The organism is Tessaracoccus bendigoensis DSM 12906, from assembly GCF_900141915.1.
GTDB classification, from domain to species: Bacteria; Actinomycetota; Actinomycetes; order Propionibacteriales; family Propionibacteriaceae; genus Arachnia; species Arachnia bendigoensis.
Genome location: NZ_FQZG01000071.1, coordinates 1 through 23,825, shown reverse-complemented (window position 1 = coordinate 23,825; position 23,825 = coordinate 1). Strand labels below are relative to the sequence as shown.

General features: G+C 62.6%; 13 protein-coding genes and 1 pseudogene. 1 reads left to right on the top strand and 13 read right to left on the bottom strand.

What is annotated here, in order from left to right:
• The first annotated feature begins 524 nt into the window (after positions 1-524).
• Positions 525-1,643: a DNA cytosine methyltransferase gene (locus BUC15_RS15390; protein ID WP_073189918.1), complete on the top strand. Its 1,119-nt coding sequence runs from the start codon at positions 525-527 to the stop codon at positions 1,641-1,643.
• A gap of 14 nt (positions 1,644-1,657) precedes the next feature.
• Here the strand turns inward: BUC15_RS15390 and BUC15_RS15385 are convergent, their stop codons facing one another.
• The 13 genes and pseudogenes from BUC15_RS15385 to BUC15_RS15330 all read right to left on the bottom strand — a co-directional run bounded on the left by BUC15_RS15385 (position 1,658) and on the right by BUC15_RS15330 (position 23,572).
• A complete protein-coding gene (locus BUC15_RS15385; protein WP_084189651.1) occupies positions 1,658-3,388 on the bottom strand; it encodes a GTPase domain-containing protein in 1,731 nt (576 codons plus the stop codon).
• The gene (locus BUC15_RS20840; protein WP_245788011.1) at positions 3,381-4,472 is read right to left on the bottom strand and encodes a hypothetical protein; all 1,092 of its coding nucleotides are present in this window, start codon (positions 4,470-4,472) and stop codon (positions 3,381-3,383) included. Before BUC15_RS20840 ends, BUC15_RS15385 begins: the two co-directional genes overlap by 8 nt.
• 498 nt (positions 4,473-4,970) lie before the next feature.
• Positions 4,971-5,219, bottom strand: a pseudogene (locus tag BUC15_RS21295) (GTPase); the annotation flags it as partial.
• A 344-nt stretch (positions 5,220-5,563) separates the two neighbouring features.
• On the bottom strand, positions 5,564-7,582 hold the full coding sequence (locus tag BUC15_RS15375) for an ATP-binding protein (RefSeq protein ID WP_073189915.1): 2,019 nt from the start codon (positions 7,580-7,582) through the stop codon (positions 5,564-5,566).
• Complete coding sequence (locus tag BUC15_RS15370; RefSeq protein ID WP_073189914.1) at positions 7,575-8,840, bottom strand: SIR2 family protein; 1,266 nt, start codon at positions 8,838-8,840, stop codon at positions 7,575-7,577. Before BUC15_RS15370 ends, BUC15_RS15375 begins: the two co-directional genes overlap by 8 nt.
• Complete coding sequence (gene brxL / locus BUC15_RS15365) at positions 8,837-10,963, bottom strand: BREX system Lon protease-like protein BrxL (RefSeq protein ID WP_139280302.1); 2,127 nt, start codon at positions 10,961-10,963, stop codon at positions 8,837-8,839. The genes BUC15_RS15370 and brxL overlap by 4 nt, the downstream gene beginning before the upstream one ends.
• Positions 10,964-10,977: 14 nt before the next feature.
• Complete coding sequence (gene pglZ / locus BUC15_RS15360; protein WP_073189913.1) at positions 10,978-13,473, bottom strand: BREX-1 system phosphatase PglZ type A; 2,496 nt, start codon at positions 13,471-13,473, stop codon at positions 10,978-10,980.
• Positions 13,470-14,951 carry an AlbA family DNA-binding domain-containing protein gene (locus BUC15_RS15355; RefSeq protein ID WP_073189911.1) on the bottom strand — a complete coding sequence of 494 codons (1,482 nt, stop codon included), beginning with the start codon at positions 14,949-14,951 and terminating at the stop codon, positions 13,470-13,472. The genes pglZ and BUC15_RS15355 overlap by 4 nt, the downstream gene beginning before the upstream one ends.
• 68 nt (positions 14,952-15,019) lie before the next feature.
• On the bottom strand, positions 15,020-18,517 hold the full coding sequence (gene pglX / locus BUC15_RS15350; protein ID WP_073189908.1) for a BREX-1 system adenine-specific DNA-methyltransferase PglX: 3,498 nt from the start codon (positions 18,515-18,517) through the stop codon (positions 15,020-15,022).
• Between the two features lie 12 nt (positions 18,518-18,529).
• Positions 18,530-22,060: a BREX system P-loop protein BrxC gene (gene brxC / locus BUC15_RS15345; protein ID WP_073189906.1), complete on the bottom strand. Its 3,531-nt coding sequence runs from the start codon at positions 22,058-22,060 to the stop codon at positions 18,530-18,532.
• 5 nt (positions 22,061-22,065) lie between these two features.
• Positions 22,066-22,665, bottom strand: a complete 600-nt coding sequence (locus tag BUC15_RS15340) for a DUF1788 domain-containing protein (RefSeq protein WP_084189649.1) — start codon at positions 22,663-22,665, stop codon at positions 22,066-22,068.
• Entirely contained in the window at positions 22,662-23,282 is a 621-nt protein-coding gene (locus BUC15_RS15335) for a DUF1819 family protein (protein WP_073189903.1), read from the bottom strand. The genes BUC15_RS15340 and BUC15_RS15335 overlap by 4 nt, the downstream gene beginning before the upstream one ends.
• Positions 23,283-23,371: 89 nt before the next feature.
• Positions 23,372-23,572, bottom strand: a complete 201-nt coding sequence (locus BUC15_RS15330) for a helix-turn-helix domain-containing protein (RefSeq protein WP_047688041.1) — start codon at positions 23,570-23,572, stop codon at positions 23,372-23,374.
• Positions 23,573-23,825 lie beyond the last annotated feature (253 nt).

Here is a 23,825-nt window from a genome sequence, read left to right as displayed (position 1 = left end):
TGATGGCCGAGGCTGCAACCCATGCCGGCCGCGACCCGGACCGGGTAAGCTTCGTCGCCGCACTGCGGATCACCCGCCAGACCCTCGCCCACCCGGGTGCCTTTCCCCCCTGACCAGCACGGCCGCGACAGCCCCGGCTGGCTCGACTTCCTACGCCGCCTGCTCCGCAGGCTCAACCCAGAGCGGCGGCGACGCGCAGCACCGCACGTCGTGAAGAGGAAGTACACCAAATGGCACGTCAAACGCGCCGCCCACGCCACCTGGCCCCAGCCCGGCGACACCACAACCATCCACGTCCAACGCTGTTAACTGAACGGTATTGCGCTTAACCCCGACCTGCAAGACGCGTGTGACCTCGGATGGCAGTCGGAGCAGATGCGGGAGATGCGGCGTCAGGCGGTGCCGCTCGGATGGCTCAGTTGAGCACCAGGTGCGTGACGGAGTCGTGCACCTGACAGGTGACCAGCTCGGCATCAGCGTCCTGATGAGGCGATGCCGGGGACGACCGTCACCGGAGCGACTTCATGCACGACCTCGACGTCAGCAGCGAACCTCGACTCAGGATCGGATCGCTGTTCAGCGGCTACGGCGGCCTCGACCTCGCGGTCGAGCACGTCTTCAACGCCAAGACCGTGTGGTTCTCCGAACTCAACCAACCCGTCGCCCGCGTCTTCTCCCACCACTGGCCAGATGCACCGAATCTCGGCGACATCACGGCCATCGACTGGAGTCACGTCGAGCCCGTGGACATCCTCATCGGCGGATTCCCATGCCAGGACGTGTCCACCGTCGGCAAGCGCGCAGGCCTCGCACCAGGTACGCGCTCGGGGCTCTGGGCACACATGGCCGCAGCCATCGACGCACTCCAGCCCGAATGGGTCGTCATCGAGAACGTCCGAGGGCTGCTGTCCTCACCCGCGACACGGCCACCCGCAGAAGGAGACGACCATGACCGACGCAACCCAAGCGATGCAACCCCCGACGGCGCAACCCTTCGCGGCGTGGAACCCGACCCGTGGCATCTGGGAGACAAGGCAGCTCGACCTCTACGGGCTCTCGGCGCCGTTCTCGGCGATTTGGCCGACCTGCGGCTGGATGCACGATGGATCGGCCTACCGGCTTCCCTTGTCGGCGCTCCTCACCAACGCTTCCGCATCTTCGCCCTCGCCCGGCGCACTGTTCCGCACCCCGCTGGCGACGGACTCATCGCGCGGCGGGGAAACGCTCGACCAAGTGCGAGCGAGACGAGGGACGATCGCATTGTCCCACCAGATCATCGACTTCGCACTCCACGGACCGGCTGGCTCACCGAGCAGGAGAGCCGAGTCGGAAACGCTGTGGTCCCTGATCGACGGACTGTTCAGCGCTGGGGACGCTACGCCGACACCATCACCCGCTGGGAACACATCACTGGGCGAGCCGCGCCCGCACCGGCCCTCTTGAACGACGCCGACGGCCCCCGCCCAGCACCCGCGTTCGTGGAGTGGCTCATGGGCTTGCCCACCGAGTGGGTCACCGGCGCCGATGACCTGACCCAGAACCAGCAGATCACCGCGCTCGGCAACGGCGTCCTTCCTCTTCAAGCCTGCGCGGCTCTCTCGTCGATCCTCGCGCAGGTAGACAGAATCGACGGAGGCCCGTAGCCAGGCTCGGCGAGTTACCCGTCGCTTGCGGACTCCCCAAGTCGGTCGAGCATCGCTATGGCTTCCGACTGGATCGCGCCAATGTCTCGATTCAGGTCTCCACGAAGAGCCTGGTTGGCGCGCACCGATTCATTCACGCTATCGATCTCACGAACAGCGGCATCGAACTCTGCGTCGAGTTCCATCCGCACTTGCGCAAGCGCCGACCGTGAGATGTCGTCGCACTGCGCCAGGACCCTGCCCACCAGGGCGTTACGTCGACGAAGCTTCTCTTTCATGACTCGCACTTCCTGGCGCTCGTCGCTGACAACCGCGTACGCTTCCAGCGCGACTGGCAGGACAAGAGCTCCAGCTTTGGCGAACTTTCCGATGTTGTTCGCCCAGCGGACGGCCTGCCAGGGTTCGAACTTCCACCCCGCGAGCTTGCCAACCTTGTAGACGATCTGATGACCGCTGCTGCCGGCGGCTTGCTTGATGCCATCGCCAGCGCCCCAGCTCTTCTGGAATCCCTTCAGGTGTTCTGCTGCCTTCGGCGCCCAGGCAGGTACCCGCCGCTGCTTGCGACCTGTATCTCGCAGGAGCCCTGTGTCCGCCGGGATTTCCTGAGCTTCAATGACGCCTTGAACTTCCAGCTCTCGTAGCTGGTGGGCATATGGTGACGCTTCAATCTCGCGCACCTCGGACGTGAAGTCCGCGAGCTGCGAACTCACGACGGCGTGCACTCCATCGGTGAACCGCTGGTTGGCAACGGATAGCTGGGCGTTCAGCACGTCGGAGGCGGCTTCGAGCTTTGACCAGTCCGGGTTCTCGGACTCCTCGATGGACTCTGCGGTGTCCGCCAATGTCTCGACAGCTCGGATGCATGCAGAACGGAACTCTGATGCCTCGCGGTCGAGAGCCGAGTCGACAAGCCCACGGCGATTCGTCAGCGCCCTGCGCTGTCGGGCCAAGACTGTGAGGATGGCCTCCTCGTCTGGGTCATCGGTTAGCGAGGCCAACGCTTCACCAGCGGCCAACGCGATCTGCTGAAGAGGAACGCGGAAGCGGGCCAGTTCCCCTCGCTCCCGCGCGATTTGGTTGATCGTGTCCGCTACGTCTGCCATGCCTGATGCCTCGATACGGCGGGTAGCGCGAAGCGGATCGGTCTCGTGGAGGCCGTCGAGGTAGGTCTTGGCGTCGCACTCGACCCAGGGCACCTGATCTGCAAACGTGCCGAGAGCAGCTCGGACCGCAACTTCGCGTATCCCGACCGCCGCGTGGAGCGTGCGGCTCTTGGTGATGACCACCACGAGTTGCGGTGCCTTCCGCAGGTCTTCGGTGATGTGGCGCAGGTGCTCGACCGATCCGTCGTCGAAGAGGTCGACTGTGACAGCAAACAGAACGAGGTCGGCAGCGCGGAGCGCTTCCTCGGCCAAGCGGTCGTGATCAGACAAGCCTGCTTGCACACCAGGCGTATCAACGAGGTCGACGAGTCCGTCCCAGTCGAACACTTGGACTTGGTCGGTCGCGACGGCTGAGTCGATGACAACCTCTGCCGCCTCGTCGGTCAGCGCCTTGATCAGAGTCGATTTCCCGCTGCTGTACTGCCCGGTGAGGACCATCCGCGGACGTTCATGTTCGTCAACGACGAGGAGGCCGAGGAACTTCGATCGTTCTTCAGATGGAAGCTGGTCGAGCAGCTCCGTCAGGCGTCGGGAGAGGCGGCGCACGGCTGCCGGGGCAGCGTGAAATAGCAGATCATTCATTCCGAGGAACTCCTAGCAATGTTGGGCGAGCGATTGTGATCTGGGTACCCAGATGGTCTGAGAGTGTTGCTGACCATGCAGCGCGGACGGGTTCGGGCACGAGCGCCTCGATCGTGACGGAGGTGCGGTCAGGGCGAGCGCTCAACGCCTTGGGCACTTGCTCGGTCAAGCCGAGTACATACGAAGTTGCACGCGCGCCAGGTACCTCGGGAGACGGAGGTCGCCCGAAGGTCATGACCTCAGGTGACGACGGCGGGAAGAGCCAGGATTCCGCGAAGGATTGGTCGGCAACCTCGACTGCGATGCACACTCCGGCAAGCCTCGTGACTCGCTCGACAGCGGAAGCCAGGCGCGACCGTCCATCGACCTGGAGGAGGCACACGGCCGTGCCGTGGTCGAGTTCTGCCGTGGCGACGCTGATGATCTGTTGCTGAGCCGCCAGGAGATCGGCCACATCAAGCACAGCCATCTCTGCCACAGCTCGTTGCTCTGCCGTTGAGGATAGGTCGGCCCGGACCTGCCTGATGATGGTGTCGATCTGGATGTGAGTCTGTCGCTGCAGCTCTTCAAGGACATTGCCGATCTCTACTCGCAGCAACTCCCGGTTCTCTTCAAGGATTCTGCCCTTGCCTTTGAAGAGCGATTGAACCTTCTTTCGAAGAGAGGTGACCAAGACAGTGCCAAGCCCGCCGACGATCACCCCAATACCGGCGCCGATCGGCCCACCGAATGCGCCACCAGCGAGCGCTCCTACCTTTGCGCCAAGTAGGGCCGCGCCGAGCGCGCCGCCGGCGCCCACTACCGCACCGACAGCGCGCCGCTTCCAGAGGCCCCGGAAGTCTCGTAGTCCTTCGATCTTGATAGCGGCAGGGGCTGCGGCTGACCACTCCTGCTGGGCAGCGCTGTTCGCGTCGGCGATGGCCCGTGAGAGTTCGTCGAGATGTGAGGTCAGAGTCTGGCCGAGCTCAGTGATGAGGGAGTTCTGTTCTTCCTCCCACTTCTCCGACACTTGCGGACCGAAGTCGGTGATGGTCTGGTGCCATCCATGGCGCTGGCCAACGATGCGGACCGCATCGTCTTCCATGCGCTGGCGGCAGGCGTTCACTAGCCGTCCGGCGCGGCGTTGCTGGTCCGTTCGGAGCCCTCGCCCAACGCTCGCGAGTTCCCGTATCTGTTGCTCACTGTCTGCCAGGACCTCGCTCAGCGCCTGAGCTTGAACACGGACCTCGTCAGTGGTTCGAAGCACTCGGCGAGCGGTCCGGTGAACTCGTGACTCGTTCTCAAGCGTGTCCAGAAGGTGTTGGACCCTACTCCCGCTCTTGAGAGCAGCGCCGAACTGTTCATCGACGCGGGCTTGGCGCGCTGCCTCGGCATGCAGCATTACTTCCGCTACGGGCTGCACGCCAGCGGCCGAGAGGTGAGCACGGATCGTGTTGAAATGCCCTTGGTGCTGATCGAACACGGACGTGGGGTCATCCAGGAAGTCCTCACGATCGAGTTCGTCGAAGAGACTTGCGCGACAGTTCAGGGCGACCACGACAGGCTTGCCTCGAAACGCCACGGCACGCAACGCTTGAGCTGTTTCCTCCTGGAAGGAGTCGTTGCTGGCTACCCACAGCACAAGGTCAGCACCGGGGACCTCTGCCATCGTGAGGGCGACGTCTTCGGCACCATCCTTGGCTCCAACACCGGGTGTGTCGACGATCTCAACGTCCTGAAGATCGAGGGCGGGGGCTGCGAAAACATCACGGGAGGTTCGCTGGGCGCCGACACCGATCCGCTCCGCCGACCCGCCCGTCAGCGCCGCAAGTAGTGTGCTCTTGCCAGCCATCGTGCGGCCCATGAGAACCACTCGCATTGGTCGACCGGCCGTGGGGGTCTCCGTGATGGCGGCACCTTCCATCACTTCCAGGAGGTGCGCGGTGGCCTCGCTTCTTGTCAGAGCGCGAAGGCTCTCGTGGTGGGCTTCGCGCAGGATCGAGCGGCAAAGTGCGATTGCCTTTGAGTGGGCGGGCAGCGGGTCATGACGCTCCGGTTCGGGGCCGAAGAGCTGATCACGCGCTTGTGGACACCAGTCATGCCTGTCCACGGCGCACGCTTCCGTCTTGTGCTCTTGAGATCGTCACCCGCGACGCGAGTCTCACCGATGAGTCTGAGTGTTGGGACCTCGCATCGTCAGAACGGTGGTTCAACTGCGCTCCAGGAGGAGGACGCGGGCGGTGACGCATCGGGAACCTGAGCCGCTTCATCGATTGCTTGAAGGAGTTCAGTCCCCGACGATGCTGCTTCGTCCAAGGGCCTCAGCCAGTCAGTAGCTACGGACATGGTCCGGCTGTTTGGCTCTGTCTCCGGCGCGAGCGGACTGATCCTCACGATCACTGGAACCTGAGCAGAGACGCCAGCGAGGACGCAGACCCCTCGGGGCAAGATGGGCAACTGCTCAAACGAGACGCGGTCCAGGTAGGCGACGGCCTTCTCAATCGCCTGCACGTCCAGGTTATTTACGAGTCGGTGTAGGAAGTAGTTGTGAAGTTGCGAAATGATCGTGGGCGAGATGTCGTGAGGGCGTTGGCTGGCGAGAGTCAAGAACACGCCGAACTTGCGGCCTTCCTTGACGATTTCTTCGAACGTCTCTAGCCGGTAGTCACGCCAGGCTTCGCTCTCCCGTGACGACTCCAACGACAGGATGTTGTGGGCCTCATCGATGATCAGGTTGAGGTAACGCGCGTTGGTGGGGTCGTTCTCCTTCTTCTGGTCGTACAGGTGCTTGCAAAGCAGCATCGGGATCACCTTGCGCATGGACAAGTTCACGTCGCGCAGTGAGACGACTATCAATGGTTCGTCGTATGTCTGCACGTCGTCGGCGGTGATCAGCTTCTTGATGTCGGGCACCCGCGTTTCGAGGCGCTTGATCAGCGGCGACAGGTGCTCTCGATTGGAGAAGCCGCTGATGATGTCGTTGTAGTACTGAAGCACGATCTTGAAACGAATCAGGTCGATGCCGGGTTCGATCGCAGAGAAATCGATCGGCAGCGCGACGACTTTGTCCTTGGTCAGCGACTCCCAAGCTGAATGATCGGGGTCAATGTAGTTACTCCATTCGCCCCAGAAGAACTTCGTCATCGTTGCGTTGTAGTGGAGGTTCGTCTGGAACTCGTCTATCAGGTCGGCCAGTTCCTGGGGCGCTGACGGGCCAAGGCATGTCTGAACCTCGGCGAGGAGGTTGAGCAGAGTCTGTCGGTCGATAGATTTGTCGCTGCTCTTGGTTGCGCGAAGGACCATATCGCCAAGAACGGTTAGAAGATCAGCAGGGTCCGTCAGTCGCCGATCCCAGTAGTCACTGTTGAGGACGCGCGCGAGGAACGGAGCCTGCGTCTTTTCCGTGGCATCGAGAAGGACCGTCCAAAACGCCAGGTCACTGACCGCAGTCGATGGAAGTGGCAGGCGTGGGCCGCCGTCACGACGTGTGCTGAGGGCGTACTCGCGCTTGTTCCCGTCGCCAGTCAGCACCGCCGTGGAGCGGTTGTCGCCGTCGGACGGGTTGCGATTCAGATACTCGCCATTGAAGTCGATCAACACGAACTGCGCCCTCTGGCGGAAGCCTTCCAGCGGGCCGTACCGCTCAAACAGTTCGTGATAGAGCCTGGCTAAGGTGTATGACTTGCCGCTTCCGGTGTTGCCGAAAATCCCCACATGACTGGCGAAGATCGCATCGACACCGAGCGCGACCTGCTGAGTAGGTTCCATTGCCAGGACGCCAACCTCAAGGGCGGTGTCCGAGTCGCCTACGAATGCGTGAAGCAGACCGAATTCCGCCTCGGTGAGGATGAAGCACTCGTTGTCGAGGAGCGGCATCTCGCGAACTCCGCGCTCGAAGCGGCCGTTCTCGATGTACCCAATCAGGCTGACCTGAAGACGACGGCTCATCGGGTCGACTCCGCGCCTGTAGGTGGGTGATGCGCTGCGATCCTGCTCGACAACCTCGCCATCAACCTTGGCGATCAGTTCTGAGAACCCTTTGACGATCTTGAGATACCCGCCGACGGCAACGTTGCGAACGATGCCTCCTCGGTAGAGCAAGTGTGAGCCGTTCTTGAGTTTGTCGACGGCGACGTGGACTTGCCGCCCTTCGACTGAGACGACGCGGCCTACACGAAAGACGCCGTCCTGCTCGACCGCGTCCCCCTCAAACATCTGTGCTCTCGCTGGCCGAGATGTGGATGCCAAGCTCGATCCGCTGGTCGGGTGCAGGGAACTTGTCTGCGACGATCGGAGCGAAGTAGTCCCGTGTGACCACGTCGAGCGTCGCCCTGGTCTCATCGGCGCCTTCGTCGGGCTCTGCTGGAGTGATGTAGATGACGTTGCTGTTCTTGATGTCGACCTCTGGGATCAGCTTCTGGTACTCCGCACGATCGGCCCGCGAGTAGCAGAATACGATCACCTGAAGCGTGGGGTTTGCGCGCGCTGCCCGCAGTACGACATCGCGAAGGTGCTCGTCTCGGAACGAGAATCCGTGCACGAACAGGACGCTGTTCTCCTTCTCCATTTCGTTTGCGAATCGGCGGATCAGTTCGTAGTACGTCTCGTTGAGGACTGTGGTGGCAAACTTCTGCTTGTCAGGATTGACGATGCCGAGCGCGCTGTAGGCGGTCATGAAGTCGTGTACTGCGGTTGAGGCAGTTCCCGTCGGCGCCTTCGCGGCGAGGGCGGAGGCGCTGACCTCATGCGGCTCTGAGATCGGGATGAGTTGATCACGCGCCGCAGCCAGTGTTTTCTGGACCTCAGCAATGACGGTCAAACCATGGTCGAAGATGATCTCGGTCTGTCCCGGCGGGTGTGATTCTTGGCGCCACCCGGCCGAGCCGTGGAGCTTCACGAGGTTGAACACCGGCACCTCGGAACGTTGCTCGAACCTGCTCGCCATGCGAAGACGGATGGTGTTGAAGTCGCCGAGGTCGAATCGGGGCCGTATCTTTCCGCTGAACCCGTCACTGAAGTCAATGCCCATCTGCTCCAGCGCAACCTCAAAGACCAAATCGACGTTGGTGGTGAAGATGTTGGCCTGTTTGGCGAGAATCGAGCTGTGGCGTTTCAGGAGGATGCGGTTGACCGTGCGCAAGAACTTTGCGTACGACGTCAAGACGGCCTCCGTTTCAGAATGGCGGTTGACAACCTTCAGGTTCGGTGCGAGCACCGAGCCGAAGAAGTACCCATAGATGGAGGCCCGGACAATGGCCTTCGTATCGTCGGACGCGTCCAGCTCAGATAGCGCGGTGAGTGCGTCCTCGACATTGCCGAGCAGACCGAAGAACGACGAAGGAGTTCCGGCTCCGATCAGGAAGCTCAGGTGGGAGTCCTGAACGATTGTACGAAGACGTTCTGCGCTGATGTCGTCAACTGGCTTGCCCACCACAGGCGTATGGGGGACGCCATTGATGCTGACGTCTGTCATGAGTCGCCCTCGCCTTCGTTGATGTAGGTGATGCCGAACGCGAAGACCTGTCGGAACTCCTGGCGGCGGGAGCCGAGGTCGAACTGGCTGCCGGAGCCCTTCTGGAAGATGTCGAGGCCGCGTCCGAGGAGGAGCTTCCAGCCGTGGTCGGTGCGGATCGACCGGTCGTGGATGGTCTCATCCCAGGTGACGGTGAACTTGATGCCGACGGTGGCGGTGCTGTCCTGGATGTCCTTGAGCATGAGGAGGTGCTGCTGGGCGTACTCGCCTCGGTCTTCCTTGGTCACCAATGTCACCGCGATCTCGTCGGCGGGGTCCTTAGCCGCTGCCAGCAGGGCCAACAGATCGACGAGGTTGCGTCCCTGGTGCGGGAGTCGGATGTAGGGATCGACGATGGTGATGTCCGTGGCGCCGCGCAGGTAGGGCAGGAGCAGCGTCTCGTACGAGACTCCACGCTGGTTCTCCTGGAACTCGCGGTGCCCTTCGAACAGTGGCGCGGCTACCTCGGTCACGGACGGAACTGCAACAGCGTCCTCTTCATGCGCGGGCGCAGGCTCCGCCGACGACTCTGTCTCATGCTCGGTCTCATGGCGGTGAGCCTGGTAGTAGTCGGGGTACTCGTCCTCCTCCAGCGTGGTGACACCGCGCCAGGCACCGGTCTTGTCGGAGTACCCGAAGTTGACGGCGGCCATTGTGGTGTCGATCCGAAGAATCTGGTCCTTGACGCGCTTGCGTCCTTCGACGGCGAAGCGCAGCAGTTCCTCGATCTCCTCTTGTGTGGCCTCGCCGCCCGGGTAGATGAGCTTCATCAGGCCGGAGAAGGTCTTGTGGATGCCGTCGCGGTCTCGTGTGGAGATGTCGGAGCCGAGCGTGAAGTGTTGCTGGTAGCGGTCGGAGTAGTCGGTGTTGCGCATGGATCGCAGCACTTCGGCGATGTAGTCGACGACGAAGCCGTACCCGGAGGAGAACATCTCGCTGCGGATCGTGTCTACCTCCCAGCCGGGGATGTAGAAGTGGAGCCGGTCGAGGTAGGCGGAGTCGTGGTACGCCTCCGGTAGCTCGTCAAACAGGTCCGAGTGCTTCAGCATGTAGGGCACGTTGTGGGAGGTGTTGCCCACGAACACCATCGACGCTTCAGCTCCGAGGGTCTCGACTCCACGGGAGAACGACTTGTTCGCCATGTAGTTCTTCATGATGTCGACCAGCGCCTTGTCAGTGCGCTTCTTCTTGCCCGCGAACTCGTCGAACGCCACCACGTCCCAGTAGCCGACCAATCCGATGCGGCCGTTGGCATTGTTCACGAAGAGCTTCGGGACGGTGACCTCGCCACCGGAGATCAGCATGCCGTGGGGCGAGAACTCGGAGTAGATGTGTGACTTGCCGGTGCCCTTCGGTCCCAGCTCGACCAGGTTGTAGTTCCGCTCGACGAACGGGATGAGACGGACGAGCTGCAGCAGCTTGGCCCGCCGCCCGAACATCTCCGGGTTGAACCCGATGGACTGGATCAGCAGGTCGATCCACTCCTCAGTGTTGAACCCCTTCCGCGACGCGAGGTACCCCTCGTAGTCGAAGCTCGACATCTGGATGGGCTTCAGGCTCCCCAGAATCCAGGGCACGACGCGGGCGTCGTCGCTGTGGAAGTACTCGATGTCACAGATGCACCACACGCCGCCAACCAACAGCTTTGGGTTCGCCTTCACTGTCGCAGGTTCGACGATCACGCCATTGAGCCCCAGATTGGCGAACGAGGCCTGGTACACGTCCTGCTTGTCGTTCAGCGTCACGGTGACCTTGTCGATGATCCGGTGGCGGCCCTTCTCGCGGATGGTGGACTTCACCAGTTCTGACTCGTTGCGGTGCACGTAGTGGTCGGCGAGAATCTTGCGCACCGCGTCGATACCGGCCTGGATCGTTGCTTCGTCGTCGGAGGCGGCGTACTGGCCGAGCAGGTACTCCAGCACGTAGGAGGGGACGATCGCGTTGCCCTTGACGGCCTTCACGAGGTCTTTGCGGACGACGGAGCCGCCGAACAGCAGGTTGATCTTGTAGTCAAGATCAACCTGCTCAGGGGTGCCCGGCTCGGCGTTGCGTTCCTCGCCGGAGTGGCTCTCGGTGTCCGTCATGGCTGCTGCTTCCTCTAGAAATCGAAGTCCGATGTGAACGAGCGCTTGAGCAGGTACTGAGCCCGCTGGTAGACGCGCCACTGGGTGGTGTTGGGTATCTGCTCTTCGAGCCGGAACTCGACCGTGCGGTTGTTGAACTCGTTGGCGTCCTGGCTGAGGAGCATCCGTGCACTCTGGTAGCGGTCGCGCTTGTCGTCGGAGGGCTGGTCGAAGAGCAGTTCGGGCTGATTCGAGATCAGGGTCTCGCCGACGTACAGGCCAGCCCGTAGCGTGCGAGCCTGGACCTTCTCGCCGACCGGCTCGGACTGGAAGAGCTTCACGACGAGCTGGCCGGTGGTGATCTTGTCCGTCTCGGGCAGTACTTCGACGTTGACGGGCCGAGTGTCACTCTTGCGCTTCTTGTTGACGGTGAGTACCGGAACGACGACTTCCTGGAGCGCGGCGCCGCCGTGGACGAATCGGGAGCCCGCGCCCGGCAGCTTGAGTCGATGGATCGACTTGGGAATCTGCACCTCAAGGTCGCTGCTGAGCCCGAGCTGTTCAGGCTCGAACTTCCGGAACGCGGGATCGTCCTTGAGTCCTCGGACGAGGACGTATCGGCGGTTTGTCACGACCAGCCCGTCGCCTTGCGGCTTGGTCGAGAGGTAGGAGGCGTCGGCCAGCGCGGTGTCCTGGTAGAGGAAGCCGTGGTCAGCAGTCACCAGGATGTTCGTGGCGTTCGCATTCGTCAGTCGCTTGATGAGGTCGACCAGTTCGCGCAGTGCGTCGTTGGCGGCCTCGAACACCTGACGTTCGGTGCGGGCCTTGTCGCCTGCGGCGTCGATGCGGTCGTGGTACAGGTACAGCACTTGGTGTGCTCCGTAGAGTTCGCGCAGCTCGCTGCGTGGCATCGCGAGGACGTCCTCGGCCTGGATCGCGAATCCGTCCACCGGAGCCAGCACCTTGTTGCGGTTCGCCGTCCCGTCGGAACGCTGGCCGTCGACGAGCACCGGGTCGCCATCGTGCGAGTGAGCCAGCGTCTTGTGTGGAAGCAGGGCGGCCATGCCGAGTTGGGTATAGCTCGGCAACACGCCCAGCATCGCGTCGAGTTCCGCGTCGAAGCGGTCTTCCTGGCGGATACGTGAGCCCAGTTCGTCGGCGACCTCGTAGCGCAGAGCATCGGAGATGATGACGACGGCCTTCCGGTTGCCCTTCCTGATGATGGGCTCGACGTGATCGGTGAAGAACCGTGTCTGCGAGCGCAGTGCAACAGTTCGCCAGTCAGTGACGGCATCGACCTGCTGCTGCCAGGCGTTGCCGAGCTCGTAGAGGTATCGGTTCGCGTAGTGCTTCTCCACCTCGACCCGGAGGGCTTCGAGGGGGCCTGCGTACTCGGTTGTACGGGCGGCAAAGTGGAACTGCCGGTACAGCTGGTCGATGCGGAACCAGTGCTTGCGGTAACGGTCGAGTCCGTCATCGAACGACGCGATCTCGAATCTTGCAGTCGCGAGTTCGCTCAGCAGGTCGGAGGCAGCGGCGAGCGCCGCGTAGAGTTCCCGGTAGCCATCAACCCAGATGCTGCTCTGTCGGGAACGGATGATCTCGGACACCTCGCGTGCGCCCATCGTCCGCTCGACGATTGCCTGCGTCAGCACGCTGATGATCTTGCGCTCCACGTCCTCGAAGAGATCGTTGCCTACAAGCTCGGCTAGGGCGGCATCCTCGATGGTGTTGGCGTAGTCGAGGCTTTCGGCTGCGCGCCGAGCCAGTACAGCGAGAGCATTGGCGCTGCGTCGGTCGTTGCGCAGGCTCGCGAAGTCGAGCTGGATATTGCGCAGGGCTCCGGGCGTGTCCGACGCGAACCCGTTGATTGCCTGGCGGAACATCCACAGCACGAAGTCGTCGACGCTGGGCTCACTTGCTTCGTAGCCGTAAATCTTGGCAACACCGGCCCAGTGGAAACCGTCGAGGCTCTGCTCGGCCAGCGCGTCGTACTTGGCGTGAGCCCCGCGCGCGTTCTCGATCAGCAACGCGCGCATGAGCTCCAGCATGCTGTGCTCACGCTGGCCGAGCACCACCGCCGACATCTTCGCTTGCAACCTGTCGGCGTCATCGTCGGTCGCGAGGAGAACCTTGAGGCTCTGGACTCGCTTGGCGGCGCGGAAGAACTTCTCGTGGTCCCGCACCACCTGGTCGATCCCGCTACCGCTGAGGCCAAGGTCTTGGCTCACAAGCGCGGTCCGGTCAGCGGTGAAGACCCCGTAGGCCAGCTCAAGATCGAGCAGCCAGTTGCCAGTACCCGGAGGTACCGGCGCGCCTCGGTAAAGGAGAAACTTGCTCACCGGCTCGTCGTGGAGCACGCGGTTCTTCACGGCATACTCGTTGTTCTCCACGCGGACAGTGGTCACACCGCTGAGATCAAGCGCGTCAAGCTCGGCGGCGTATTCACCGTCGGCGTCGTGCCAGAAGACCAGTCGCTGTGAATCGAACCCCTGCTCCAGGTGAGGCAGGACGGCACTGAGCGAACTCATTCGGCGTCCTCCTGCCCAGCCAGCGCGACGAGACCGAGCTCCGTGATCCGATAGCGCTGGTCTCGACTCGTCGGCTTGTCAGGCAGGGTGCGTTCTAGCAGCCCTGAGTCGAGGAGTGGCTCGATGTGTCGACGGAACGCGCGAGTCTGGTTGGTGATCCCCAGCGCAGCCATGAGGTCCGCACGGCTCGCCGGATCGACTCGGACATGGCGAAGAACTACAACCTCGGTCGCCGAAAGGCTGGCTGCCGGCCGACTTGGTGCCTCATCTTGGTGCCTTAGTGCCTGATCTTGGTGCTTCGCGCCGGCACCAAGGCCCGCGTCCGGCGTATGGGGCGGCACGTAGATCGTGAACCGGAGCCGATCCATGACCTCTTCGACGTCCGGCTCGGGAAGACCCGCCGCAGCGATCTGGTCATAGACGCGCTGGACGCCGGTGCCCCACTGCTCCATGATCCCCGCCTCACGGAAAATGCGCGCGAGCGAAGGGTTCCGCAGCCGCGAAGCACGTCGCATCGACTCCACCGTCATCCCCGGCAGGAGCAAGCCAGGGCTGTCGACCTGGATGCGGTCATCGTAGAACCCCACCCGGATGGGCGTCCCGCGCTCGGCATAGCTGGCATGAACGAGCGCGTTGACGACGACCTCGCGGATCGCCTCCACGGGGATCGAGTAGGCATCGCGCCGACGTACCTCGCCGAACACGGCGGACTTGTAGGCGTGCTTCAGGAGGAACTCCATGACCCGATCCACGGCGAGCGGCATCGGGCCGTGAACCTCGGTCTGATCGAAGATGTCAGTCCCGCTGGCACCACGCAACCGGCCGCACTGGACCCACGCGGAGGGCAGGAAGCGGGTGGGATCGGGGCACGCCGCGAGAAGGCCCGCATACGTCGGGACGATCTCGCCTCCCTGCTTGACCGCGAGCCCCAGCGCGACGAGATCATCGACATCGGTACTGCGCCCGCGCAGCTCCGACAGCGCCTTCAGATCGAGATCATCCAGCGAGGCTCGTGTCTCAGGCAGGTCTTCGAACGCCACGCCGCGCGCGTTGCGTTCAAGTTCTGCCACCAGGGCAGGGTCGGCTTGCCGTGTCGTCGATCCCAGGCGTACATAGACTCCGTGCTCGGGTCCGTGATCGGTCATGAAGTGCGGACGGCGGGTACTCAGCGGCACGTCCACCACGAGGATTGTCGCTTCGCCAACGGTCACGAGGTCGATGGCAGGAACCAGCTGCGGCGAGATGCGATCCGCGATCAAGCTCGTGATGCGCTCTTCCTCCGTGAGTGGGTCAGCCACGCCGACCACAGTGCCATCGTCGTCCACACCGATGACCAGACGGCCACCGGCGGAGTTGGCGAACGCGACAATCGTGCGCAACGGCTTCGTCGGTGATGACAGGTCACGCTTGAACTCCAGCGTCTTCCCTTCACGCGCGCGCACTCGGCCGTGCTCGTCCAGCTCAAACTCGCCAGACATAGGCAGCCTCCACAGAAACTCGTCCCGGCGAGACGACAATCTCCTCGCCCGCCGAGGCGAACTCGGTCTCAGTCATCGGTAGCCTCCAACCCTGCGATCTTCTTGAGGGCGGGGTAGAACTTCGGATAGTTGGCCTTCACCCCATCATCGAGGTCGATGGCGATCTGCTGAGACGCCAGCGGGTAGAGCACGTCATGCTCGTACTCGCCGAGTTCCACCAGCACCTTGCGCAGCCGCTCGGCTTCCTTCAGTGCCGCTGCCTTCTCGCGAGGCGTACCGTCTCCGGCGGCGAGGCACTCCTGATGTTGGAGATTCGCCTCCAACTTCGACTCGAACTCGCGTAGGTACTCGTTCAGCACCGTGGAGACCGTGGACGGCGTGTAGCGGTGCATGTAGATCAGCGCGTTGAACGACCCTCTCGGACTGGAGAACAGCCAGTAGATCGGGCGCTTCTTGTACCGCTGGACGTGGTCGTCGTAGAACTTCGACCGGCCCGACCCGGTGATGAAGTACTCCCGTAGCGACTTGACGCCGAGCGACTCCTCAACGAGCCGAAGGTTCTCCTCGAAGTGCCGTTCCCCGAAGGCAACCCGGAGGAACTGCCGGAACCGCGCCACGATGTCGTCCTCAAACCAGTCACCATCAACGATCGGGAGGACGTTGTCTCCGTCCGGGGCAAAGGCCGGAGCTGGAACCTCTGCGTAGAAGTCCTGCAGAGTCGCGCCTTGGTCCGCAAGGACCAGACCGGGCGCGTCAAGGCTGTACCGACCAAACATGCAACCCACCGCGAAGGAAACAAACTCCCGCACTAGATCGGCCCGCTCAAGCGCAGCGTACTCCTCCTCACTCTTTCCTGACCCATACCTGAATGCAACGTTTCGGGTGAGTGAAACGCGATCCAGAGAAGTGCCAATCGGAACTTCTCCGAGGAGCCCGTACGTCTCCGCGACAAGGCGGTCAACGGCAGCCTCCTTGTCCTGCTGTTCTATCGACATGCGCGCCCATCGTGCCGACAATGTCGCAATCTCGTCCGACATCCGAGCCTCAGAGCGCCTGCCGTCGCCAAGCCAGGCGGGCGACCGAAAGTCCCATGATGTCTCGAAGGAGTCCCAGTCTGCGCGGGCCGCGGCAGTAAGAGATGCCACCAACGACGGTGCCTCGAAAACGAGCTCCTCCGAGGTCACCACTGGCACTGCGCCAATGTTGATTGGCTGGAAATTCAGTGTTGGAGAGATCGCTGCCAAGATCGCGTCTGCGGTCGTTGAGTTCAAGATCAGAGCTGGAACGTCGAGGTCATTGCTGGAGAAGAGCGTGCAGCCGCCGTTGTCAAAAGCAGCCCCAGCTGGTGTGAACCTCATGGAAAGGCCGCCGGACGTCACCGTACCCCACGTCCAGCCCTCACGACCAAAGTAGCGGGAGCCACTTCTAGTTCGCATCTGCGATCCGCCGTCACGCCAATCCACAAGAAACTCGCGGTACCCGTACCACTTGCGGAACCCGCCGCCTTTGTTGTAGGGAACCCAGGCGCCGGCACGGAACTCGGTTAGCGATGTCGATTTGTGCGAAACCTCCCACCAGGCGCGTAGGAACCGTGCGTTGTTGCCCGTGTCCATCCCTTTCCGGGGCTCAGCAATGTCCCGTAGAGGGCGACCCTTTGAGAACGACTCTCGCATTGCCTTAGAGAGCCAATAGACGATCGGTTCGCCCGGTATCTCCGTGAAGACTCGAGACGTGCTCAAGTACCTATTCGCGCCACCGCGCGCCGCGGTGAGCATCATCTGAGACTTCTCCGCCTCATTGCGTCCGTCGATCAAACGGAGGTACGTGCCTTCGGCATTAAGCGGCCGCCCAACTTCCAGAACAAAGGCAGTCGTGGATACGACGGCGCCCCCAATCGAGTCAAAGGCCCGCTCTCCGAGATGTGCCATCGAGGTCGGCGGCGAGACGCGCAGGAGACGCTCCCTCAATCTCTCAAATGAAGAAAGGAACATCCACGACTGCATCGTAATCAGCGCCGCATGTCCACCATCGGCTTCAGTGAGCTCTTGACATCGTTCGATGAACATTGCGAACAAGTCAGTCTTGGTGTCTGGATAGTGGGCCTTTGCATAGTCCGACAACTCGGCAGACATGTTCTTCGTGCCCATGTATGGAGGATTGGCGACGACGACAGAGTATTTGCCGGCGAGCAGTTCGGCTTGCCTGACAACTTGTGCCGCTCGACCAAGAAGGTCCGCTTCCAATATGTCTCCGCCGTCGCCAAGTTCCTCAAGATGGCGTGACAGTTCTGCGGTTTGCTCGACTTTGGGTCGGATAAGTGAGCCGAAAACCTCCGCTCGCTTGAACTGATTCCAGAAGGCCTCTTCCGAGTATTGATCGCCATCGTGAGTGAGAAGGAAGTCGAGTTCGCTGGGGTTGAATGCGATCGTCCCGATCACGCAGATGTTCGCTGTCTGTCGCTTGTTGAGGAACGTACGCTGCCGCGCTCGCGCCTTCATGGTGAGCGCGAAGGCCGCCAGCGCCCCCGCACGCGGGTCGATCTCGGTGCCGTAGAGGTTGTGGGCGAGGATCCGCTCGGGAATCTCGGAGGGTGCGTAGCCTTCTTCTTCGTAGATCGCGTAGAGCAGGTCGAAGGCGTAGGTGAGCATGTGGCCGGAGCCGCAGGCAGGGTCGATGATCTTCAGTTCCTCGGGGCTGCTGATCGTGAGGAAGTCTGCTTCTTCGTCGGCAGGGGCGATGTAGTAGTCCATCTGCTCGATGAGCCGAGAGGAGGGGTGGTTGAGCATCCAGAGGCGACCAAGCGAGTTCTCGACGAGGTATCGGACGATCCAGTGTGGGGTGAAGAGTTGGGTCGCGGCGGGAATCTCATCGGCACCTGCCTTCTTGCCTTTCTTAAATCCGGCGAAGACTTCGTCTTTCCGCTCGGCGATGTAGAACTGGTAGAGCCAGCCGATGACCTCAACGTCGCGGCAGACCTCTGCCGTGAGCGTCGATGCGGCCTTGCTGAGGATGGAGTCTGCGGCGAGAAGGTTCGCGGGGATGAGGAGTTCGGTGTAGTCGCCCTCGCGCTCGAACATGAACGGCATTGAGCGGTTCCAGTAGCGGCAGTACTCGGCGAGTAGCAGGGTGTAGGCCTCACCCTGGGCGTCTGCGCTGGGGCGGGTTCCGTCGAGGAGTCCAGTGATGGCATCGAGGGTGCGCTTGTTGCTGACGACGGCTGGGTCGATGCTGCCACGCTTGGCATCTGCGAGTATCTCTGGTTGCCCGGTCTGCTGGCCGGGGGCTGGCGAGACGACCCCGCTGCCGGTGTAGCCGTTGGCGTCCATGAAGCGCAGCGCGATGATGCGGTTGAACCAGGTGTAGGCGACCTTGTCGGCGACAGCGTCCTTGCCCTTGGCTCCGCCGCCAGCGGTCGCGATGTCGCGTTCGAGCATGGCCACGGTGCGCTGGTTCTCGACTCGCTCTGGTGATGCTGGTGCGAGCACGGCGGTCAGGCGGGCGCTGACCTGGGTGATGAGCTCGCGTCTGGCCCAGGTGGCGAAGCTCTTCAGCGGTGCGGTTTCCATGTGTGTTGTCTCCTACAGCGCGATGCGCTTGTCGTCGTTCAGGGCCCGGATCAGGGCCGTGCGCAGCGCGTCGAGGTAGCGATCGACGTCCTCCTCGGTTTCCAGGACGCCGTGGACTCCTTGAGCGTTGATGCTCTTGACCGAGACAGTCCGCTTCTTGGCCGGTGCAGGGGTGGGCTCACCGCCGCCCTCCGCGTCGGTGCTGTCGGTGCTGCGGGGGGAGGCTGCGAGCTGGTCGAGGATGGCCGGGTAGGTGCGTTCCTCGAAGGTGTTCGCGATCTCGCGGACGACTGCGATCTGGTCTTCGCGGCCGATCCGGTCGAGGACCGCGCCGACCTTCTGTGTCACGCCGTTCTGTGCTTCGTCGGTTGCTTCGAGATAGATCGTGCTGGTCTGGAGCGGCGCCCATCGGGAGTCGATCTCCAGGAGTGCACCGTCGCGGTTTGCCACGAGAGCCTCGTCGATGCGGGATTGGAGTTGGACTGCGGCGGCCTTGAGCTTGGTCATCCGGTTGCCGCGGAATGCCTGCGGGTCTGCGAGGAGCTGCGCCACTTCCTGGCTGCTGCCGGAGGGCAGGTAGTTCAGGTTGCTGGCGTTGCTGGCGAGCAGTTCGGTTGCCTCGTCGTAAATCTTGCGCTGAGCACCGCCGAGGAATGCCTGGATGGGGTCGATGATCTCGCTTTTTGCGTCGAGCAGATCGTCGGCGATCGCGAAGTCAGTCAGGTACCAGTCGTCGGGTCTGCCGACGACGGACTCCAGCAGCGTGATCGGCGCTTCGAGCTGAGTCACGAATGGATACTTCGAGCCGCTGACTCGCGCCTTGAGTTCCTCGCACTTTGCCCGGAGGCGTTCGCTGGAGTGCCGGGCAAGTTCGAGCGGGTCTTTCGGCACGGCAGGTTCGTCGAAGAAGTCCGTGCAGAAGGCGCGCAGTGCCGCAATCTTGCGCTGGTCGAAGGTCTTCTGCGGAGCGACGACGGCGTGGGAGTGCTTCTGCGTGTTGCGGAGTGCGGCGGCGACTTCGCTGCGCTTGAGGATGTTCGAGTCGACTGTGATGGTGATCTTCGAGGTGCCGACGAGCCAGGCTGTGACGCACTCGATGGAGGCCAGGTCCCAGCCGTAGGGCTTGGCCTGGAAGTGCTCGACGATCTTCTTGACCGTGACCTGCTCGCCGAGCCGGTCGCGCTGAAGCAGGTAGGACAGCATCTCGTCTGCCGGCGCTGCGAGCGCATGGATCGAGACGTCGTCGATCATTCCGGACTGGTCAGGGTTCGCGAACCCGGCAACCTGCTGCTCGGAGTAGGTGCGCCCGTCAAGGAGGGTCAGTTGGGTGTAGGTCCGAGCAATGAGGTCTTGGAATCCGTCGGTGATCCGCGTGACCGCATCCTGCGACGCCACTGTGAGGTCTGCGGCATTGATCACGAGATCGGCTCGTCCCACGGCCCGTCGGATGCGTTCGACAAGTTCCTTCTCACGCTGAGCGTTCTGAGTCGCCTTGGCTCGCAGAATCTGCTCCTCGACAGGTGACAGCGAGCTGGTCTGCTTGCGTTTGGTGTACTTTTCGGTCTTGATCAGCAGCCGCAGGTCGGCCAGCACCCGGTCATCAGGCGCGAGGATCACACGAAGCTCGTCCTTGCCTGCCGAGTGCATCCGAATCTCTTCCGGACCATACGGGTACTCGGGAGTGATGAAGTGCAGCGAGAGCTCGCGTTGCTGGCCGAATGCCTGGTCGTCGAGCTTGTACCCGAACGGGAAGTCCTGCCCGTTCTTGGCGTATCGGAGCTTGGAGGTCTTGACGACATCGCCGGACAGAATCTTGTTCAGCCGGGTGGACACCTCGGAGGAGTCGATCTCGACGTTCTTGATCTCTTCCTCGATCACCTGCTCTTCGTTGGTCAGGTACTCGTAGACGTTGCCGTTGCGCTGCACGTAGGTTTGCGTCTCCAGCAGCGTTAGCGCAGCCTGGACCTGCTTGGACAACGCGGGCAGATCGAGCCCGAACCGGTCGTAGACGAGCACGGTCAGGTTGCGCGGGGTGGCTTGGAAACTCTCCACGTACTTCACCAGGAAGAGCGCCTTGAGTAGCCGCACCGCGAGCTTGGTGACCGGTGAGCCGCTGTCGGGGAGGTCACGCTCGGCGCGGTCGATCGAGCGCTGTGCTGCGGACTTCAACGACGCGCGGATGCCGGCGAACATGGCGTCAAAGGTTGCCAGCGACCCGATCTCGACATCGCCGATGTCCTTGGCGACCTGCTGGACGACGCCGAGCATGGAACGTTCTCCGACGGAGCTGTTGCGGCCCTCGAACACGTTGTGGTCGGAGATGCCCTCGATCGCGGCCTGGAACAGCGGGAATTGATAGCTCACGAACGGGTAGGTGCCGACGAAGTGGGCTTCGTCGGTGAAGTTTCGGTAGGTCTTGGCGCCATCAACGAAGTCGAACAGGGTCTTGAAGTTCGCTGACTCCTGCGCGTAGACCGCTTCGAGCACCTGCGTGCCCTTGTCGTTCTTCTCCAGCAGGCGCTTGCGGATGACCTCCTCTACGTCGGCGGAGGTGAGTTTCACGCGGGTCTTGAACCGGGCCTGAATCTTCGAGAAGTCGTTGCCCTGCTGCTTGGTGCGGTCGCCGACCACCTTGTCCATGTCCTCTTGCGAGGTCACGAACACCCAGGCCCGTCCGCCGCACTTCGTGTTGAGGGACTCTGCGATCGTCTGAAGGTTCAGCATCAGATGGGTGTTGGAGCCGATGAACTGCCCGACCTCATCGACAAAGAAGTTGAGCCGGTAGCCGGCAGGCTGCTTGTTCAGCCAGGCGCGCACCTCGTCGGCGAAGTCCTCGATCGACACCGAGTAGGTGTCCTGATAGGTCTTCAGGATGTCGGGCGCGGTCGTCGCGTCCAACCCGGTGATCTGTGCGTATGCCTCGTTGACCTGGCGTCGCACGGTCGGAAGCCCGAAGCTCGGCCGGCGCTCCACCCAGTCCCGGCCCGAAACCTCAAGGAATGCCTCTTTGAAGGAGTCGAGCTGGCCCTCGTCGTCGAGCTGCCGCTCGAACCGCGCGATGTGACCCTGGTCGCCGTAGTAGCCACGGGACTCGTCGAAGACCTTCACGAACACGCGCAGCAGCGCGTCGGTCTGATCCTTGCTGATCAGGGTGGCCTTCTGGTCAATGTTGAACAGCAGGCTCTTGGCCGGGATTCGGTCTGCCTTGTCGAGCAGCGGTGGCAAGAACGCATCCGTCGCCTTGGCGCGGAAGCTCTCCGAGACACGCTCGCGAGGGAAGCCGTCGCCCTCCACATCGCCGAGAAGGTGCGCGAGCATCTTCAAGAGGTGCGACTTGCCGGAGCCGAAGAAGCCTGAAATCCACACGCCGTTCGCGTTGGTGTAGTTCGTGTACGCCTCCAGTAGCAACTCCAGCCCCTTGGCGGCCTCGTTGGTCAGGACGTACTCGTCGACCTCGGTGCCAAGGTGCGCAACGTCGTCGGCCTTGATGACGCCCTCGATGGGCCGCTGGACGTCCTTAGCGAAAATCTCGGTGAGCTGCATAACGGTCACGGTTCCTGTTCCAGAATGTTCTTGGCGCGGTAGTACTGGTCGTCCTTCAACCTGCCGAACAGCACTAGCGATGAGCCGAGAGTGTCGGACTGCTCGTAGCGGCCGGGGAAGAACATGAGCATTGGCCGGCCCACCACAACGCTCTGCAAGTTGTTGAGCACGTTGTGGGACCGGATGTAGGGGAAGACCTCGCCGATCCCGGTCAGGAACACGATGTCGAACTCGCCGTCAGCCAGCCGCTCGCGGATTGCGGGAGCCAGGTGCTGCTGCGGGTTGAGCATGGACTGCAACATCTCGGTGAACTCAGCCTTGTCGAGCTCGGGTTCGACCTCAAGCACCTCATACCAGTCGCCGCGCTCCTTGAGTACGTCCACCGACAAGTCATAGAGGTTGATCTCGCGTACCTCGATGCCCTTGCTGGCCAGGCGGTTCTTGACCCGCTTCTTCGCCTTCGCCACATCGAGCGCGTGCTCCGGTTCGTAGGGGTAGATGAAGAACGGGACCTCGTTCGACAAGCCCTCCATCTTCAGGAAGCGCTCGCCACTGAGCACCGCGAACAGATGCTCTTCCTGGCGAGAAAGTTCATTGGGCGTCACAACGAGACCTCCTTGCTGTCACGGGTCGGGAGGTAGCGGAGGTCACTTGGTACCTGAGCGTCGAGTGCGTCCCGGACACGCTCTGACAGCGCCGCGTTGACGATCTCGCCGCCCGCAAGCAGTCCAGACTCCGTCAGCATGCGGAACACGGTCGACCGGAGCTTCTGCAACGTCGAGTCCTTCACCTCTGCGAGCTCGGGGTGCCACAGCGCCTTCCCGCGAACGAAGCTGTCGAAGTCGTCGTATCCCAGGGTGGGAGTGAGCAGGAGGAAGCGCTCGCGTACTACCTCTTCCGCGAAGTCGCCGATGAGCGCGTAGCGCCGGCACGCGGCGACCCACATCAGGTGACCGCGTTCACTGGGGCTGGCGTCTCGCAGCAACTCCAGCTCTGGGTCCGTGAGCACCGCCAATCGCTGCGCGACCTCGCGCGCCAACCGGAATCCGGACGAGGCGGTTCGCGCCTGGAGCAAGTTCTCTGAACGGAGCTGGTCTCGAACCAGACCCCAGTCACGAACTTCCTGGAAGAGCGGCGCGGCGATCACCGCCTCCCGAGTCAGGAGGGCACCGCTGGTGAAGGACAGGGCGTATCGGTCATGTCCCTGAGACGCGATGCTCATCTGGTGCCTCCTTCCGATTTTGGGCAGTGGATCAGGATATGTGGTGCCACCGACAAAGTGTCAGCGGCGACTCGAAGCGAGCGAAGCGCTCACCCCGGCGGAGAGGGTTCGGAGTCGGCGGCAGCACCACCTCGTCGCACCCAGTCGTCGATCTCGCTGGCTTGGAACTTCCAGAGGCGTCCGACCTTGTGGGCGGGCATGGCCTTCTCGGCGATCCAGGTGTAGACGGTGTCTTTGGTGACCCCGAGGTGGGCGGCGATGTCGTCTGCGGACAGCCACGGCTCAGCCACGTTGGTCCTCCCTCGCTCTATGGCCCAGGCAGGCCAACACTCACGATGATACCGGCGGAGGTACGGCTTGAGTGGGGTTTCTCCGGGCGTGGCCGAACGAGATGGGTGCCGAGGTTGGTCGCTCCGTTCAGCCGATCAGCGTGGGACACGCGCCTGGAGCCAGGCGGTCACTGCGTCCTGCCACCGGTCGGGGTCGGTGTTCCAGCAGAGCGTGTGGCCGGCGTCGAAGGTCTCCAACTCAATGATGTCCGGG

Excerpts from the sequence above, each read along its gene's own strand:
- brxC (WP_073189906.1), bottom strand. The coding sequence starts at position 22,060 with ATGCAGCTCACCGAGATTTTCGCTAAGGACGTCCAGCGGCCCATCGAG.
- BUC15_RS15355 (WP_073189911.1), bottom strand. The coding sequence starts at position 14,951 with ATGTCTGGCGAGTTTGAGCTGGACGAGCACGGCCGAGTGCGCGCGCGT.
- pglZ (WP_073189913.1), bottom strand. The coding sequence starts at position 13,473 with ATGAGTTCGCTCAGTGCCGTCCTGCCTCACCTGGAGCAGGGGTTCGAT.
- BUC15_RS15335 (WP_073189903.1), bottom strand. The coding sequence starts at position 23,282 with ATGAGCATCGCGTCTCAGGGACATGACCGATACGCCCTGTCCTTCACC.
- pglX (WP_073189908.1), bottom strand. The coding sequence starts at position 18,517 with ATGGAAACCGCACCGCTGAAGAGCTTCGCCACCTGGGCCAGACGCGAG.
- brxL (WP_139280302.1), bottom strand. The coding sequence starts at position 10,963 with ATGACGGACACCGAGAGCCACTCCGGCGAGGAACGCAACGCCGAGCCG.
- BUC15_RS15375 (WP_073189915.1), bottom strand. The coding sequence starts at position 7,582 with ATGTTTGAGGGGGACGCGGTCGAGCAGGACGGCGTCTTTCGTGTAGGC.
- BUC15_RS15385 (WP_084189651.1), bottom strand. The coding sequence starts at position 3,388 with ATGAATGATCTGCTATTTCACGCTGCCCCGGCAGCCGTGCGCCGCCTC.
- BUC15_RS15390 (WP_073189918.1), top strand. The coding sequence starts at position 525 with ATGCACGACCTCGACGTCAGCAGCGAACCTCGACTCAGGATCGGATCG.
- BUC15_RS20840 (WP_245788011.1), bottom strand. The coding sequence starts at position 4,472 with ATGGAAGACGATGCGGTCCGCATCGTTGGCCAGCGCCATGGATGGCAC.
- BUC15_RS15370 (WP_073189914.1), bottom strand. The coding sequence starts at position 8,840 with ATGACAGACGTCAGCATCAATGGCGTCCCCCATACGCCTGTGGTGGGC.